A 15,812-nucleotide genomic window follows, 5' to 3' on the forward strand; every position below is an offset into this window, starting at 1 on the left:
AAATACAGCGCATTGATATCTCCATAATTAGGGGTTTTATGGTGTATCGCAAGTATGCAATTCGCCGAATATAGGGAGTAGGATGCGCAAAACCACCTCAAAAGCAGTGCTTGCCCTCGGTGCAAATCTCAAAGTGAGAGGTTTTGAGCCCCATCTGACGCTACGGCATGCCATTGACGCGATTTTGCGCCAGGGGCTGTTGATTCGGGCTGAAAGCCGCTTTTATGCGACCCCTTGTTTTCCTGCGGGCGCGGGCCCTGACTATGTGAATGCGGCCGTGTTGATCGAGACTGAAAGGTCACCCATTGAGTTGCTGCAGATATTGCATGGAATTGAACATGATTACGGGCGCGAGAGGATTCAGCGCTGGGGAATGCGGACGTTGGATCTGGACCTGGTCTGTTACGATGATCTGGTTCTGCCCGACCGCGAGGTTTTTCAAAGCTGGTTATCGCTGCCGCCCGAAGATCAGAAACAGCAGGCGCCGGATCAGTTGATCCTGCCGCACCCAAGGGTACAGGATCGTGCGTTTGTGCTTGTTCCCATGGCGGATGTTGCCCCGAATTGGCGGCATCCGATACTGGACCTGACCGTCAGGGAAATGCTTGCGGGGCTTCCTTCGGACGATATTGCGGCAGTTACCCCGTTATGATTGGTGCATTTGCAGCATTTCCTGCTTGTCAAGGCAGGGATTCGCCCTTAGATAAACCTCTTCCTGACATGGATTCAGTAACGGAGAGCGCCCCATGGCCCGCGTGACGGTTGAAGATTGCGTAGACAAGGTTCCGAACCGGTTTGAACTGGTGATGCTTGCCGCCCATCGTGCGCGCGAGATTTCCGCCGGTGGTCCGATCACCGTTGACCGTGACAACGACAAAAACCCGGTTGTTTCTCTGCGTGAGATCGCCGACGAGACCCAGAGCGCTGATGAGCTGCGCGAGCGGCTGATCGAGGCCAACCAGACCCAAATCGAGGTCGACGAACCTGAAGAAGACCAGATGGCGCTGCTGATGGGTGCGGAAACAGACAAGCCTGCGGATGACGACATGTCCGAAGAAAAGCTGCTGCGCGCTCTGATGGAGGCTCAAGGCCAGGGGTAATCCCCACAAATGAAGGTGCGGACCGGATGATTTCTGCTGAAGACCTGATTGCGCTGGTCCGCAACTACAATCCCAAGACGAATGCAGACCGCATTGCCAAAGCTTATGAGTTCGGCAAGCAGATGCATGATGGGCAATTCCGCCATTCTGGCGAGCCCTATTTCACCCACCCTGTTGCCGTTGCCGCCATCCTGACCGAACAGCGTCTGGATGATGCGACTATTATCACGGCGCTGCTGCACGATACGATCGAAGACACCAAGGCCAATTACGGCAAAGTGTCTGAGCTGTTTGGCGAAGAAGTCGCCAAGCTGGTTGATGGGGTCACCAAACTGACAAACCTTCAGCTGTCCAGCCGCGAAACCAAACAGGCCGAGAACTTCCGCAAGCTGTTCATGGCGATGTCCAAGGATTTGCGGGTCATTCTGGTCAAGCTGGCAGACCGTCTGCACAATATGCGCACGATCAAGGCGATGCGGCCCGAAAAGCAGATCGTCAAAGCGCGCGAGACGATGGATATCTACGCGCCGCTTGCAGGCCGTATGGGTATGCAATGGATGCGGGAAGAGCTGGAAGACCTCGCCTTCCGCGTTCTCAACTCTGAAGGCCGCCAGTCCATCATCCGCCGCTTCATCACGCTGCAGCGCGAAACGGGTGACGTGATCCACCGGATCACCGGCGACATGCGGCACGAACTTGAAAAGGCCGGGATTGAAGCCGAGGTTTTTGGCCGTGCCAAGAAACCCTATTCGATTTGGCGTAAGATGCAGGAAAAGGACCAGGGGTTCTCGCGTCTGTCCGACATCTACGGGTTCCGCATCATTACGCAAAGCGAAGAAGACTGCTATCGAACCCTTGGCGCGATCCACCAGCGTTGGCGCGCCGTGCCGGGGCGGTTTAAGGATTATATCAGTCAGCCGAAATCGAACGGTTACCGGTCGATCCACACCACCGTTTCAGGCCGTGACGGCAAGCGGGTCGAGGTTCAGATCCGCACCCGTCAGATGCATGATGTCGCCGAAACTGGCGTGGCCGCGCACTGGTCCTATCGGGATGGCGTGCGTTCGGAAAACCCCTTTGCAGTCGACCCGGCTAAGTGGATCGCCAACCTGACCGAACAATTCGACAGCGAAGAGGATCACGAGGATTTCCTCGAGGCGGTCAAGCTCGAGATGTATTCGGACCAGGTCTTTTGTTTCACGCCTAAGGGGGACGTGGTGAAACTGCCGCGTGGTGCGACGCCGATCGACTTTGCCTATGCCATCCACACGCGCATCGGGCACGCCTGTGTGGGGGCCAAGGTTGATGGTATTCGCGTGCCACTTTGGACCCGGATCAAGAACGGGCAGTCGGTGGATATCATAACAGCTGACGGTCAGACTCCCCAAGTCACGTGGTTGGAAATTGCCGTCACCGGCAAAGCCCGTACAGCCATTCGTCGCGCCCTGCGCGAGGTTGACCGAGAGCGGTTCATCAAGCTGGGCAAAGAACTCGCGCGATCGGGATTTGAACATGTCGGGCGCAAAGCGACCGACAAGGCGCTGGACACTGCTGCCAAGCATCTGCGCCTGAAAGACCGGCATGAGCTGCTGGCGCGCCTGGGCAGTGCAGAACTAACTGCCCATGATGTGGTAAGCGCCGTCTACCCAGAACTGACGCAGGATGATGGTGATGCCATTCCGATGCGCCGGGCCGTGATCGGTCTTGAGCCGGGGCAGAAGTTTGACCGCGCCCCTTGCTGCCAGCCATTGCCGGGTGAACGGATCGTCGGGATCACTTATCGCGGCAAAGGTGTTGTCGTGCATGCAATCGACTGTGATCGCCTGAGCGAATACGAGAGTGAGCCCAAACGCTGGGTCGATCTGCACTGGCACTCGGGAACTCACCCGGCTGTTTACGGGGCAACGATTGATGTTACGATTGGCAATGACGCAGGTGTGCTGGGTCGCATTTGTACATTGATCGGCGAGAAAAAGGCCAATATCTCGAACCTAGAATTTGTGGATCGCAAACCGGATTTTTACCGCCTGCTGGTCAACGTAGAACTGCGCGACCTTGAGCAGTTGCATTCGTTGATGTTGATGCTTGAGGCCGAAAGCGATGTTGCAGCGGTTGAACGTTTCAGAGACAGAGCTAAATCCGCAGTTGCGGCTGGCTGAGAAGGGGTGATCAGGAGTGGTATTCAAGCGCCGAGATCGACGCTCGCCTGTCCAGATCGCATCGGAATTCGTCTATCCTCGTGGTGGCTGGACCCGGGCCTTCCACTATGTGAAACACCGCGTCCGGCGATTGCCGGATTCACCTGAACGCATCGCCCGCGGGGTAGGGTTTGGAGTGTTTGCGGCCTTTACACCTTTTTACGGGCTGCATTTTGGCATTGCCGCCCTGGCTGCGCGATTGTTCAACGGCAATATGCTGGCTGCACTCAGCGGTACGTTTTTCGGAAACCCTTTGACCTATGTGCCCATCGGGGTGGTTTGCCTTCAGACCGGGCATTTCCTGTTGGGCACCGAGTTTGAAGAGGGCGACACCCATGGGCTTATGGGGAAGTTCGCCAATGCTATCGGTGATCTCAAAGACAACCTGATTGCAGTATTCACCGACCGGGTGGCTGACTGGCACGGGCTGGGAATTTTCTACGACGAGGTTTTCTTTCCGTACCTGATTGGCGGCATTCTTCCCGGATTGCTGGCTGGGGTGGTTTGCTACTATCTCAGCCTGCCGCTGGTCCACACCTATCAGCAACGGCGTCGCGACAGGATCAAAAAGAAGTTTGAAGAAATCAAACGTCTGGCTGAATCCGAGGCTGCCGTTCCAGAGTCAAACCAACTAGGCTCGAGCCAGGATTTGGGAAAGGAATCAAAGGATGTCTGAGAACCGTTTGCGTCTCGGTGTGAATATCGACCATGTGGCCACAGTGCGGAATGCACGTGGTGGGGTCTATCCCGACCCTTTGCGCGCGGCCACGCTGGCCGAGCAAGCCGGTGCAGATGGCATTACTGCTCACCTGCGCGAAGATCGCAGGCATATTTCGGACGCAGATATTGACGGGTTGATGGAGGTTCTTTCGGTACCTCTGAATTTTGAAATGGCAGCCACGCCCGAGATGCAACAAATCGCTTTGCGCCATAAGCCGCACGCGGTCTGCATCGTCCCCGAAAAGCGCGAGGAACGGACCACCGAAGGCGGGCTGGAAGTCGCGCGCGAAGAAAACAAACTGGCCCATTTCATTGCACCTTTGCGTGATGCGGGCTGTCGCGTGTCGATCTTTATCGCCGCCGACCGTCGCCAGATCGAGGCCGCGCATCGCATCGGCGCCGAAGTGATCGAACTGCACACAGGCGCCTATTGTGACGCCCATGCCGAAGGCAAACTGGATGAGGCAGCGCAAGAGCTGGAAGGCCTGCGCGACATGTCCACCTTTGCCCATTCGCTTGGCCTCGAAGTGCATGCCGGACATGGTCTGACATACGACACGGTCAAACCTGTCGCCGCTTTCCCCGAGGTGCGCGAGTTGAACATTGGTCACTTTCTGATTGGCGAATCGATCTTTTTGGGCATGACCCCCGCCATTCAGGAAATGCGCCGCCTGATGGATGAGGCGCGGGGATGATAACCTCGGGTTTCATAGCAATCTGGATCGCCTGGCTGATGGCCGGAGGCTCACCCGGTCCGGCAACCATGGGCATCGCCGGAACTGCAATGAACGAAGGCCGCCGCGCCGGTCTGGTCTTTGCACTGGGCATCTGTGCGGGGTCCGCTGCCTGGGGCATCGCCGCCGCGCTGGGCCTGTCGGCGATCATGCTGGCCAATGTCTGGGTGTTCGAAGTAATCCGCTATGTTGGTGTAGCCTATCTGGGCTGGCTGGCGCTCAAGGCCCTGAAACGGGCGCTGTCATCGGATGAGATGGCGTTGGGCAACCCGGTCACCGGCTCGCTACGCACCATCTTTGCCAAAGGCGCGGCGATTCACCTGACCAACCCCAAGGCGATCCTCAGCTGGGGCTCGATCTACGCTATCGTTGCCCCGAATGACGCCAGCTTGTCGATGCTGCTTGGCTATTTCGGCCTGCTTTACGCGGGCTCGCTGCTCATTTTCATCAGCTATGCATTCCTTTTCTCTTCCGAACGCACAGTCCGCGCCTACCGCCGCGCCCGCCGCTGGTTCGATTTTGCCTTTGCCGGGTTCTTTGGGGTGGCAAGTTACAAGATTTTGACGGTGCGGTTGTCATGATCCTAGGCATCGGCACAGACCTCGCAAACATAGACCGCATTCAAGGCACGCTCGACCGGTTTGGTGACCGGTTTCGCAACCGTGTTTTTACCGACATCGAACAGCGCAAGGCCGAACGCCGCGCCGACACAGCAGGCACCTATGCCAAGCGCTGGGCCGCGAAAGAGGCGTGCTCCAAGGCGCTGGGCACCGGGCTTCGTATGGGGATTTCCTGGAAGGACATGGCTGTGACCAACCTTAAAACCGGCCAGCCAGTGATGCATGTGACCGGTTGGGCGGCGGAACGGCTCAACGATATGACCCCCGAGGGTCATGCGGCGATCATCCACGTCACCCTAACCGATGACCACCCCTGGGCGCAGGCCTTCGTGGTGATCGAGGCGCGCCCAATTCGCGAACGCAGCGCTCTGTCTTGACTAACCCCGCCGCGCCGCGCATGTAGCACCCCAACAAACCAAGGACCGGAGAGCAGTATGGCCGAGGACGTCAAAACCGGAAATCCCGTGTGGGAGACGATCAAAACCATCGTCTATGCGCTGTTGATCGCGGGCGTTTTCCGTACCCTGTTCTTTCAGCCGTTCTGGATTCCGTCAGGGTCGATGAAACAGACCTTGTTGATCGGGGATTTCCTGTTCGTCAACAAAATGGCCTATGGATATTCCTATGCCTCTTGCCCCAGTCTGATTATTCCTAGCGTCGGCCTCAATATCGACGCCGAGGATGTTTGTGGCTGGATGCAAAGTGATGACAACACCCGTATTTGGGCCGGCGATCCCGAGCGCGGTGATGTGATCGTATTCCGTCATCCGGTAACGGGCCGCGATTATATCAAACGCCTGATTGGCCTGCCCGGCGATCGTATCCAGATCATCGAGGGCCAGATCATCCTGAACGGTACTCCGGTTCCGCAGCAACCCGATGGCGTCTTCACCGAGGTCGCGGCGCCGCAAGGTCCGCAAGGGTTGCGCCCGCGCTGTGAAAACGGCCCGGTTGGCCGTGGTGGCGTGTGTGAGAAATCCCGCATGATCGAAACCCTGCCCAACGGGGTGTCCTATGATGTGCTCAATATCGGTAATCAGGGGTCGGACAATACCGGCGTCTATACAGTGCCCGAAGGCGAATACTTCTTTATGGGCGATAACCGCGACAATTCCAGCGACAGCCGCCTGCCGCAATCGGCCGGGGGTGTCGGATATGTACCCTATGAAAACTTGATTGGTCGTGCAGATCGTATCATGTTCTCATCCGCTGGCCGGTCGATGCTGTTCTTCTGGACCTGGCGCGGAGACCGTTTCTTTAAGGCCGTGAATTGAAGCTATCCGCCGAAATAAAGGCGTTTCAAAAGCGTCTGGGGTATGAATTTGCCAACCCCGAGCTGTTGGTGCGCGCGTTGACCCATGGATCGGTATCCTCGGCTACGCGCCCGGACAACCAGCGGCTCGAGTTTCTGGGCGACCGGGTGCTGGGTCTGGTGATGGCGACGGCCTTGCTGGAGGCGGACAAAAAAGCGAGCGAAGGTCAGCTTGCACCCCGGTTCAATGCGCTTGTGCGCAAAGAGGCCTGTGCAGATGTGGCGCTGCAGATTGATTTGGGTGCTGTACTGAAATTGGGCCGATCTGAAATGCTGTCCGGAGGGCGGCGCAAACAAGCTTTGCTTGGCGACGCGATGGAGGCAGTCATTGCTGCGGTTTATCGCGACGCCGGGTTCGAGGTCGCCAGCGCCGTTATCCTAAAGCTCTGGGGTGATCGCATCCACGATGTCGAGGCCGACGCCCGTGACGCCAAAACGGCGCTTCAGGAATGGGCGCAGGCACGGGGCCAGAAACCGCCCAGCTATGTCGAAGTCAGACGTTCTGGCCCGGACCATGCGCCGGTCTTCACCATTGCTGCGCGTCTTCAGGACGGGGCGGAAGAGCAGGCAACAGCAGGGTCAAAGCGTCAGGCCGAACAGGCGGCTGCCAAGTCGTTGCTGGACCGTTTGCAGAATTAGTCTACCGGGTAAAAACAGTCAGTCTCCTGAGGGCTGGCCGGAAATGCCTATCGGTCGAACACGGGTCCTATCCGGTGATAGGTCGCCCAACATACCCCACCCAATGCCATCCTGAACGCATGTGCCAAAGCTGCAAATCGCTCTGGTCCGCTGCCTCTTTCTGCGATAGGGAGGCCCATCTGCAAACAGGATCAAACCCCAGATGACGACACGCGCCGGATTTATCGCCCTGATCGGAGAGCCCAACGCAGGCAAATCCACCCTTCTGAATCGCATGGTCGGGGCCAAAGTCTCGATCGTGACACATAAGGTTCAGACGACCCGCGCCCGCATCCGGGGCGTGGCGATGGAAGGTGATGCGCAGCTGGTCTTTGTGGACACGCCGGGCCTTTTCAAACCGCGTCGCCGTCTGGATCGGGCAATGGTGGCCGCTGCTTGGGGCGGGGCCGCGGATGCAGATGTGGTTGTCCTGATGGTCGAAGCGCATCGTGGCATCACCGAGGGCGTAGAGCGCATCCTTGAAGGTCTGAACGAGATCGGGCAGGGCCGCACCGTCGCGCTGGCCATCAACAAGATCGACAGGGTGCAGTCAGAAAAGCTGCTGGCCCTGACCAGCGATCTCAACTCCCGCTATTCTTTCGCCGAGACCTTCATGATCTCGGCCGAGAAGGGCCATGGCGTTGACGATCTGCGAAAATGGTTGGCGGGCGAATTGCCCGAAAGCCCGTGGCTGTATCCCGAAGACCAGATCGCTGATCTGCCGTTGCGTATGATCGCGGCTGAAATGACACGCGAAAAGCTGACCCTGCGGCTGCATCAGGAACTGCCCTATCAGCTGACCGTCGAGACCGAGAATTGGGAAGAGCGCAAGGACGGGTCGGCAAAGATCGACCAGATAATCTATGTCATGCGCGATGGACATAAAGGTATCGTTCTGGGCAAAAAGGGCGAGACCATCAAGGCCGTCAGCCAAGCGGCCCGGGCCGAGCTGGAAGAATTCCTTGATCGCAAGATCCACCTGTTCCTGCAGGTCAAAGTCCGGCCAAACTGGCTGGAGGAATCCGAGCGCTATTCGGAAATGGGTCTGGAATTCAAAGACGGAAACGCATGACGCGACTGACGGCAGACTTCTGGGTTCACGCCTATCTGGCACGGTTACGATTTCAGGAAATACCGGCCTTTGTTGTGGCCCATGGTGACGACACAGCCGGCGCGGTTTTGATCAAGCTCAACACGTTGGACGGTCAGGCCACTGCCTTCCAGCGCAGCTTTGATCTGATGAGCGGTGAGCGCAAGTGGGTTGAACTCTCCTCTGGTCCCGAGGTCGATGTGGACGAGGCTATCCAACGCCAGCGCAGCTTTGACCCTGACCTCTGGGTGATTGAGGTCGAAGACCGGCAGGGGCGCCATTTGCTGGGTGAGGACGGTCTGGATTAGCGGTAGTAGCACAGACGCGGTGCAGGCCTCTGCCAAAGTTATGTCATAGGTCTTGGTAAGATGGTCCATTTTCGCTATTCGTATGCGTATTTATCGGATGGTGCTGAAACGGGTTGTTGCAGCATATGACGAGGATAGAGGTCTTACGTTGGCTGAAACATTTAGTCAGAAGTTCATAAAGTCAAACCTTGGTCTCGTGATGAAGCACTTCGAGGGCTTCATGGTATTTGTCGGCATTTTAGGTCCATTTGCCACGCTTCCACAGCTTGTGAAGCTCTTCTTTACCCACTCTCAACATGCGTCGGGCCAATCGCTGTTAACATGGTCGCTCTATGCGGCGTTGTCTTTGCTTTGGTTCATCTACGGTCTGATCGTCAAGAAGTTGCCCATCTATGTTGGCAACGGCATTTCTATGGTGCTGAACCTTCTTATGGTCCTGGGCATCCTGATCCACGCGGGGGTCACGTTCTGACCCAATAGGTCGTCGATTTCCCGGTCTCTCTTGCAGTGGTCCCGGCTTTGCGTTCTTTTGCTCGGGCAGGACTGACCCCACAAGATTGGACACGCTTTGGACTGGCGCGACCACGGCATACTTCTGACCTCACGCCGCCATGGCGAAACGGCGGCAATTATCGAGGTCTTTACCGAAGGCCACGGTCGTCATGCCGGCGTCGTACGTGGTGGAACCAGCCGCAAGATCGCGCCGATTCTGCAGCCCGGGGCGCAATTAGATGTGCTTTGGCGCGCGCGGCTCGAGGAGCATATCGGCACTTTTCAGGTCGAGCCCCTGCGGTCGCGGGCGGCGGCGGCGTTTTCGGGTAGGCTTGCGCTGGCCGGATTGAATGCGGTGGTGGCCCTGCTCTCGTTCTGTTTGCCTGAGCGCGAAGCGCATCCGCGCATCTATAAACAAACCGAACAGTTGATGGACCTGCTGGGTCAGGACGAAATTTGGGTGCTTGCCTATCTGCGGTGGGAATTGTCGCTGCTGGAAGAGCTGGGGTTTGGCCTTGACCTGACACGCTGTGCCGTGACCGGGGTAACAGAAGGTTTGGAATATGTATCTCCGAAAACAGGTCGTGCGGTCAGCGTTGATGGGGCAGGGGACTGGGTGGATAGGTTGCTTCCCTTGCCACCTTGCCTACGTGGCGTGGGCGACGCGCCGGATACCGAATTGGTGCAAGGATTGTTGACCACCGGACATTTTCTAGAAAACCATGTCGCTCCGTCGTTGGGGAACAACCCTCTGCCCGGCGCACGGGCGCGGTTTATTGATCAGATCAATCGGCAGCTTTGAACACCATTTCCTGCCCGTCCTCATTGCGCAATATCAGCAGGTTCCCTGATACTTCGGATTGGGTCATGGCAAGCAGGGCGGCGAAATAGATCCCTTCTGCCTCAAGCCCGGCACAGGCGGCACGGGTCGCTGTCAGGCTGGTCAGCTCAAACCATGGATAGGGCGCGTTAAGCCTGCCCGTGTAGCTGTTGCAGGGGGCGTTGCCCGCTACTTTGCCTTCTTCCAGAAATCGCAATAAGGCACTGGCATTGTAGGGCTGACCGTTGATCTCTTGCAGGGCCCATTCCCGTTCGGCAGCACCATAGGCCGCAACGGTTTCATCCTTCTGACATTGGAGTAATCCGGAAAGGGAAAGCAGCATTATGTAACGCAACATGGCAGAATTCCTGAATTCAGCGAAGAACAGTTTCCTGGGCTTGGACGCATTGTTTTGAACCGACTAGGTAAAGAATCGGATACAATGCTGACCGTTGACTTGCAAAACATCTTGGACATATTGAAAGCGAATAACGGGCCTTTCCTAAGATTTGGGCAGTTAGGTGGAATTTTTACACCGGTATCTACGCCAGGTTTATTTGATTTTGACCTGATAGAATTGGAGCTTCGTAGTGAGCGGAAATGATGATGTTGGCATGGGGCGGATGCGACCTGTAACCAAGTTTTTTATGATTTTGATCTATGCCCTCTTTCTCTTCCTGCTGGTTGAACTGCTTTCGTATTTCACCGTGGTTTATGTGTATGACAACACGCTGGGCAATACGGCAGAGCGACATCTATACTCTTCGATCCGTGGTCACAAACTGAACCCAGACTATCAGCGAGGATTTGATACTGGCGGGCAGCGTATCCATTCCGATCAAGGGTTCCGCCACGATACGCTGATTGAACAGCCAAAACCCGACGACACGTTCCGCATTTTTCTGATGGGTGGCTCAACTGCTTATGCCATCGGATCGCAGGGCAGTATTTATCCTGACCACCCAACGCTCACCAATCAGGAAACGGTTGCGTATTTCCTGCAGCAGGACCTGCGCGAGCGGTTGGGCGATCAGATGCCCGGTGTGACGATTGAGGTGATCAACGCCGGAGTTGTTGCGTATCACAGTTTTCAACATGTGTTGTACCTGTACGAGACGCTATATGAGTACAGCCCGGACATGATTGTGTTTCTGGATGGCCACAATGATTTTTACAATGTTGGGGTCGATAATCCGGTCCAAAGTTATGCTTACTCGTCCGCACGCATGATTGACGCCTTGAATGATCGCAAACCCTTCTTTTCAGCCTATGCGTTCCTGCGGTACCCGGCGCAGTATTCCTATACCTTCAAACTGGCTTCGAAATTTACGCAAGGCTTGTTCGACCGCTATGAAATCCCCAAAAATATCACGTATGGGGATGTTACCGCCTTGCAAAGAGACTTTTCAGCAGAGCTTGCGCAGACTGCAAAGGTCGGATTTTTGCGCAATTACAAGCTGATCGAAACATTCGGCGACTACCACGGGTTTTGCTATCACGTCTTTTTGCAGCCTGAGGTCGTCTATGAGGACACCAATGTCCTAAGCAAGACCGACCGCGAAATCGCCCAGCTCACGCGGGATTGGTACAAGCCGGGACGCGAAGATCTGATGCATCGCGCGCGGGTCGATTTCCCTGCTTTGTTTGAAGAGGCCAATGTGCCTTTCACCGATATTGCCGAGATCGGCGGCCCCCTCCACAAAGACAAGGTGCTGTATGTCGATTACACGCATCTGACGCCCGAAGGGTCAAAGCTGGTGGCTGCGCGGATGCTGCCCGTGGTGGCGGAACGGATCAGCCAGTGTAAGACCCCGTCCTGACCTCAGTAGGGTTGCTCTCCGTTTAGCAAAGCGGTGCGCACCTCCATGCGGGTACGCCAGTTGTATCGCGTATCTTCGCGCGTTGGCGCCCATGTCAGCGCGCCACTGTTGCGCCATGGGTCAAGGATGATGCCTTCGAACATCGTGTCGCCCTTTGCGCTGATCACTGCGGAATGGTGGATGATCCTCAGCGGCGTTGGCGGTGATGTAGCCCAGTGCATTTCCAGGGTGCGGAAGTTTTCTGCCCTTAAACGGCTGGTCATCGCTTCGGCCCAGTCGTTGCACAGGCCGCGCTCACGAAATCCGTTAATGACCTTGGCGTTGTGGATGATGGCCGGGTCGGTGACCTGCCATTCTCGGGCCAGACGCTGCGAATAGGTATAGGCAATGGTGGCCGCCTTCTGTGCCTCGGCTGGATCAACCTCAGGGCCCATAGAACGGATGGCGAGCGCCAGCTCGTCTATGTCGTTCTGCGTTGCGGTCGGTTGAGGGGTGGCACAGCCGGCAAGGGCCAGTGCCGCAAGCGTGGCCAGAAGGACAAGAATGGATCGGGTCATGTGTTCGCCGCTGGTTCGTGATCAATCGCTGATCTACCGGGATAATCGACGCAGTGATAGGGGGAAGTTTGTGCTGCGGCTGGTCATGGTCGAGCGTGGACATGAGGGCAGGTATCAATAATAATACTGGGAACAGAAGATTGTAGTATTGCGGGCAAAAAAAACCCGGCGCGTGCGCCGGGTCGAGTTGGGGAAACAGGATTGCCGTAACAGGTCAGCCCAGCAGACGCCGCGCGATCACCTGTGCCTGAATTTCGGCAGCCCCTTCAAAAATATTGAGAATACGTGCGTCACACAGCACGCGACTGATCTTGTATTCCAGTGCAAAGCCGTTGCCGCCGTGGATCTGCAGGCCGTTATCGGCAGCAGCCCAGGCCACGCGGGCGCCCAGCAGCTTGGCCATCCCGGCCTCAAGATCGCAGCGATGACCGTTGTCTTTTTCCCAAGCCGAGAAATAGGTCAGCTGTCGTGCGATCATGATCTCGACGGCCATCATCGCCAGCTTGCCGGACACGCGGGGGAAGTTGATCAGCGACTTGCCGAACTGTTTGCGGTCCTGCGCATATTGCATGGCGATGTCCAGCGCGCTTTGGGCCACACCGATGGCGCGGGCTGCGGTCTGGATGCGGGCGGATTCGAAGGTTTCCATGAGCTGTTTAAATCCCTTGCCTTCTTCGCCACCCAAAAGGTTCTCACCCTTGACCTTGAAGCCATCAAAGCCCAGCTCGTATTCCTTCATGCCGCGGTAACCCAGCACTTCAATCTCACCGCCAGTCATGCCGGGGGTGGGGAAGGGGTTGTCGTCCGTGCCGGGCGTCTTTTCCGCCAGGAACATCGACAGGCCGCGATGATCGGAGGTGTCAGAGTTGGTGCGTGCCAGCAAAGTCATCACATGGGTTCGCGCCGCATGGGTGATCCAGGTCTTGTTGCCGGTGATCTCGTAATCACCATCCGCATTCTTGACCGCACGGGTGCGCAGGCTGCCCAGGTCCGAGCCCGTGTTGGGTTCGGTGAAAACAGCCGTCGGCAGAATCTCGGCGCTGGCGATCTTGGGCAACCACTGGGCTTTCTGCTCATCCGTTCCGCCGGCAATGATCAACTCGGCCGCAATCTCGGACCGGGTGCCCAGCGAACCGACGCCGATATAGCCGCGCGACAATTCTTCGGACACCACGCACATCGAGGCTTTGGACAGGCCAAACCCGCCGAATTCCTCGGGGATGGTCAGGCCAAAGACACCCATCTCGGCAAGTTCCTCGATGATCTCCATCGGGATCAGCTCATCCTTGAGGTGCCAATCATGGGCGTTTGGTTCGACTTTTTCCTGGGCATAGCGGCGGAACTGGTCGCGGATCATTTCCAGTTCTTCGTCCAAGCCCGACGTTCCGAACATCGTGGCACCGGCCTGTTCTTCCATCAGTTCAACCAAGCGACCGCGTGCGGCCTGTGAATTGGCCTGTGCCATCAGTGTCTGAACTTCGGCGCATTGGAAACCGGACAGCGCGTCCCAGCCCAGACCCATGTCCTGAAGACGCAAAATCTCACCCTGGTTCATTGGGATGCCGCCCGCGACCTGATGCAAGTATTCACCAAAGGCGATTTGGTGCAGCAGCTGTTCGATCTCGCCGAATTTGCCTTCTGCCTCCAAAGCATCGGCCCAGCGTTGCATTTGCTGCAGCGACTGGTTGTATGTCGCCAGCCATGCCAACCCATGAGCGGCGGTCTGATTGGCCTCGATCAGAGCGCCGGACACGCGACCATCTTCTGTCACCATCGCGCGAACCGACTCGCGGGCGCGTTCGAATACGGTCTCCACGGCGGGCAGAGCCGCACGTGTCAGCGTTAGAAGCTCGGGCAAAATCGCGGATGTAATCATCTGGGTCATATCCTGTCCGTCATGGGCCATGAATCAGCTTTCTCCTAAAGTCGTCTGGTCATATCATGCTGCACATGCAGCGCAACAAAAATACGAATTATGCGACTAAAAAGTTCTAAAGTTGCTTGATCATTTTTGCAGTGCAGCACCCGTCAGGAGTGATATCAGGGGGACATGACGTTGTTTTCTATGCTCTCTGCCCAAGAACTGCTGCTGGCCTGTGGGGTTGCCTTCATTGCCGGTTGGGTCAAAGGCATGGTCGGGTTTGCCATGCCAATGGTTCTGATCTCGGGGCTGAGCATGTTCCTTTCGCCGGATATGGCGATCGCGGGGCTTATCCTGCCAACCCTGGTGACAAATGGGGTGCAGGCATTGCGCGGGGGTGTTCCGGCCGCCGTGTCCTCGATCCGTCAGTTCCGTGTATTTCTGGTTGTCGGGTTGGTGTTTCTGCTGATTGGTGCTCAGTTGGTCAGCGCAGTGCCAGCATCAACTTTTTTGTTGATGATTGGCATCCCGGTGACAGTCTTTGCATTGATCCAAGTATTGGGGCTGCGTCTGAAATTGGCCAGCCCATCTGCCCGAATAGAGGCCATGATCGCCGCGGTTGCAGGCTTTGTCGGGGGGATGTCTGGAATTTGGGGACCACCAACCGTGGCCTATCTGACCGCCTTAAACACCCCGAAAGCGGTGCAGATGCGGGTGCAGGGGGTCATCTATGGTTTGGGGGCGTTGGGCTTGCTGTTCGCGCATATGGGCTCCGGGATTTTCCGCGCCGAAACCGCGCCGTTCTCGGCTGCTCTGGTGCTACCGGGGCTGGCTGGCATGTGGGTAGGGTTGCAACTGCAGTCGCGCATAGATCAGGCGCTGTTTCGCAAGATCACCCTGTTCGTGCTGCTTATCGCAGGGCTGAACCTGTTGCGACGCGGGCTGATGGGCTAGGCACGCCGATCTATCGCGCGCAGCGTGAAATAAAGCCCCAGCATCAGAAAGAACAGGCCCGAGATATCGCCGATCAGGAAGGCGATATATTCCAGCCCACCGCTGCCAAAAGCCAGATTGGTCAGTACGGACACCAATATTGACGTGACGATCCCGACCCCCATGACGCAGGACCAGCATGGTTTGCGGTCCGGGTGGGGGAACAGATCGAAGCCGATCCATTTGCATAGGTAAAATACAGCAGGAACGGTTGTGACGGCGATTGCTATGGCGGCCAGACGGTTGGGCAGGAAGACGTCGCTTCCGCCGAGAAAGGCAAAGACAAGAAAGACACCGGGCAAGAGCGCAAAAATCGCCCGCCACCCCAACAACCAAGCAGAGAGCACACGCACACCATGCGGGAGAAACAGCAAGCTGGCCTTGCTGGGATATTCGGGGAAGAATACGTTCTGCAGTGGCATCAGAACCTCGAACGTAAGGAACGAGGCAATCACGTAGGCCAGTGAGGCAAAGAACGTTTCAGAGGCCCATCTGCGCACGGCGGTCAG

At 56.9% G+C, this 15,812-nt stretch carries 19 protein-coding genes; 15 read left to right on the plus strand and 4 right to left on the minus strand.

What is annotated here, in order from left to right:
* The first annotated feature begins 82 nt into the window (after positions 1 to 82).
* The 13 genes from folK to recO all read left to right on the plus strand — a co-directional run bounded on the left by folK (position 83) and on the right by recO (position 10,054).
* Positions 83 to 652, plus strand: coding sequence for a 2-amino-4-hydroxy-6-hydroxymethyldihydropteridine diphosphokinase (gene folK, locus AC2FH0_RS18110; protein ID WP_496787658.1), 570 nt, complete (start codon positions 83 to 85; stop codon positions 650 to 652).
* A 94-nt stretch (positions 653 to 746) separates the two neighbouring features.
* The gene (gene rpoZ / locus AC2FH0_RS18115; RefSeq protein ID WP_142639234.1) at positions 747 to 1,100 is read left to right on the plus strand and encodes a DNA-directed RNA polymerase subunit omega; all 354 of its coding nucleotides are present in this window, start codon (positions 747 to 749) and stop codon (positions 1,098 to 1,100) included.
* A 26-nt stretch (positions 1,101 to 1,126) separates the two neighbouring features.
* Positions 1,127 to 3,259: a RelA/SpoT family protein gene (locus AC2FH0_RS18120; protein ID WP_142639236.1), complete on the plus strand. Its 2,133-nt coding sequence runs from the start codon at positions 1,127 to 1,129 to the stop codon at positions 3,257 to 3,259.
* Positions 3,260 to 3,275: 16 nt separating this feature from the next.
* A complete protein-coding gene (locus AC2FH0_RS18125) occupies positions 3,276 to 3,974 on the plus strand; it encodes a DUF2062 domain-containing protein (RefSeq protein WP_142639238.1) in 699 nt (232 codons plus the stop codon).
* Positions 3,967 to 4,713 (plus strand): pyridoxine 5'-phosphate synthase, encoded by a 747-nt coding sequence (locus tag AC2FH0_RS18130; protein WP_281995877.1) that lies wholly within the window; start codon positions 3,967 to 3,969, stop codon positions 4,711 to 4,713. The genes AC2FH0_RS18125 and AC2FH0_RS18130 overlap by 8 nt, the downstream gene beginning before the upstream one ends.
* Positions 4,710 to 5,333 (plus strand): LysE family translocator, encoded by a 624-nt coding sequence (locus tag AC2FH0_RS18135; protein ID WP_271951355.1) that lies wholly within the window; start codon positions 4,710 to 4,712, stop codon positions 5,331 to 5,333. Before AC2FH0_RS18130 ends, AC2FH0_RS18135 begins: the two co-directional genes overlap by 4 nt.
* Positions 5,330 to 5,749 carry a holo-ACP synthase gene (acpS, locus tag AC2FH0_RS18140; RefSeq protein WP_496707227.1) on the plus strand — a complete coding sequence of 140 codons (420 nt, stop codon included), beginning with the start codon at positions 5,330 to 5,332 and terminating at the stop codon, positions 5,747 to 5,749. Before AC2FH0_RS18135 ends, acpS begins: the two co-directional genes overlap by 4 nt.
* Positions 5,750 to 5,806: 57 nt before the next feature.
* Positions 5,807 to 6,646: a signal peptidase I gene (gene lepB / locus AC2FH0_RS18145; protein WP_271951346.1), complete on the plus strand. Its 840-nt coding sequence runs from the start codon at positions 5,807 to 5,809 to the stop codon at positions 6,644 to 6,646.
* Positions 6,643 to 7,323 (plus strand): ribonuclease III, encoded by a 681-nt coding sequence (gene rnc / locus AC2FH0_RS18150; protein WP_496678783.1) that lies wholly within the window; start codon positions 6,643 to 6,645, stop codon positions 7,321 to 7,323. Before lepB ends, rnc begins: the two co-directional genes overlap by 4 nt.
* A 202-nt stretch (positions 7,324 to 7,525) precedes the next feature.
* Positions 7,526 to 8,434, plus strand: a complete 909-nt coding sequence (gene era, locus AC2FH0_RS18155) for a GTPase Era (protein ID WP_496703723.1) — start codon at positions 7,526 to 7,528, stop codon at positions 8,432 to 8,434.
* Positions 8,431 to 8,760, plus strand: a complete 330-nt coding sequence (locus AC2FH0_RS18160; protein WP_142639253.1) for a DUF1491 family protein — start codon at positions 8,431 to 8,433, stop codon at positions 8,758 to 8,760. The genes era and AC2FH0_RS18160 overlap by 4 nt, the downstream gene beginning before the upstream one ends.
* Positions 8,761 to 8,842: 82 nt before the next feature.
* A complete protein-coding gene (locus tag AC2FH0_RS18165) occupies positions 8,843 to 9,232 on the plus strand; it encodes a SemiSWEET transporter (RefSeq protein WP_496790029.1) in 390 nt (129 codons plus the stop codon).
* Positions 9,233 to 9,328: 96 nt separating this feature from the next.
* On the plus strand, positions 9,329 to 10,054 hold the full coding sequence (gene recO / locus AC2FH0_RS18170; RefSeq protein WP_496714049.1) for a DNA repair protein RecO: 726 nt from the start codon (positions 9,329 to 9,331) through the stop codon (positions 10,052 to 10,054).
* Here recO and AC2FH0_RS18175 read toward each other — a convergent pair.
* The gene (locus AC2FH0_RS18175) at positions 10,038 to 10,430 is read right to left on the minus strand and encodes an META domain-containing protein (protein ID WP_496790030.1); all 393 of its coding nucleotides are present in this window, start codon (positions 10,428 to 10,430) and stop codon (positions 10,038 to 10,040) included. The two genes, recO and AC2FH0_RS18175, sit on opposite strands and share 17 nt — an antisense overlap.
* 232 nt (positions 10,431 to 10,662) lie before the next feature.
* Here AC2FH0_RS18175 and AC2FH0_RS18180 point away from each other — a divergent pair, with 232 nt between their 5' ends.
* Entirely contained in the window at positions 10,663 to 11,892 is a 1,230-nt protein-coding gene (locus AC2FH0_RS18180; RefSeq protein ID WP_496790031.1) for an SGNH/GDSL hydrolase family protein, read from the plus strand.
* A 2-nt stretch (positions 11,893 to 11,894) separates the two neighbouring features.
* On the opposite strand, the gene AC2FH0_RS18185 is transcribed toward AC2FH0_RS18180, so the two are convergent.
* Together AC2FH0_RS18185 and AC2FH0_RS18190 are read right to left on the minus strand one after the other, a co-directional pair.
* Positions 11,895 to 12,449, minus strand: a complete 555-nt coding sequence (locus tag AC2FH0_RS18185; protein WP_496709632.1) for a hypothetical protein — start codon at positions 12,447 to 12,449, stop codon at positions 11,895 to 11,897.
* Positions 12,450 to 12,663: 214 nt separating this feature from the next.
* Positions 12,664 to 14,355, minus strand: coding sequence for an acyl-CoA dehydrogenase family protein (locus AC2FH0_RS18190; protein WP_496692202.1), 1,692 nt, complete (start codon positions 14,353 to 14,355; stop codon positions 12,664 to 12,666).
* Positions 14,356 to 14,499: 144 nt separating this feature from the next.
* Here AC2FH0_RS18190 and AC2FH0_RS18195 point away from each other — a divergent pair, with 144 nt between their 5' ends.
* On the plus strand, positions 14,500 to 15,264 hold the full coding sequence (locus tag AC2FH0_RS18195; RefSeq protein ID WP_496702978.1) for a sulfite exporter TauE/SafE family protein: 765 nt from the start codon (positions 14,500 to 14,502) through the stop codon (positions 15,262 to 15,264).
* On the opposite strand, the gene AC2FH0_RS18200 is transcribed toward AC2FH0_RS18195, so the two are convergent.
* Complete coding sequence (locus AC2FH0_RS18200) at positions 15,261 to 15,803, minus strand: hypothetical protein (RefSeq protein ID WP_281973493.1); 543 nt, start codon at positions 15,801 to 15,803, stop codon at positions 15,261 to 15,263. The two genes, AC2FH0_RS18195 and AC2FH0_RS18200, sit on opposite strands and share 4 nt — an antisense overlap.
* Between the last annotated feature and the right edge of the window lie 9 nt (positions 15,804 to 15,812).

It is taken from the genome of Ruegeria sp. CDSC051 (assembly GCF_059610665.1).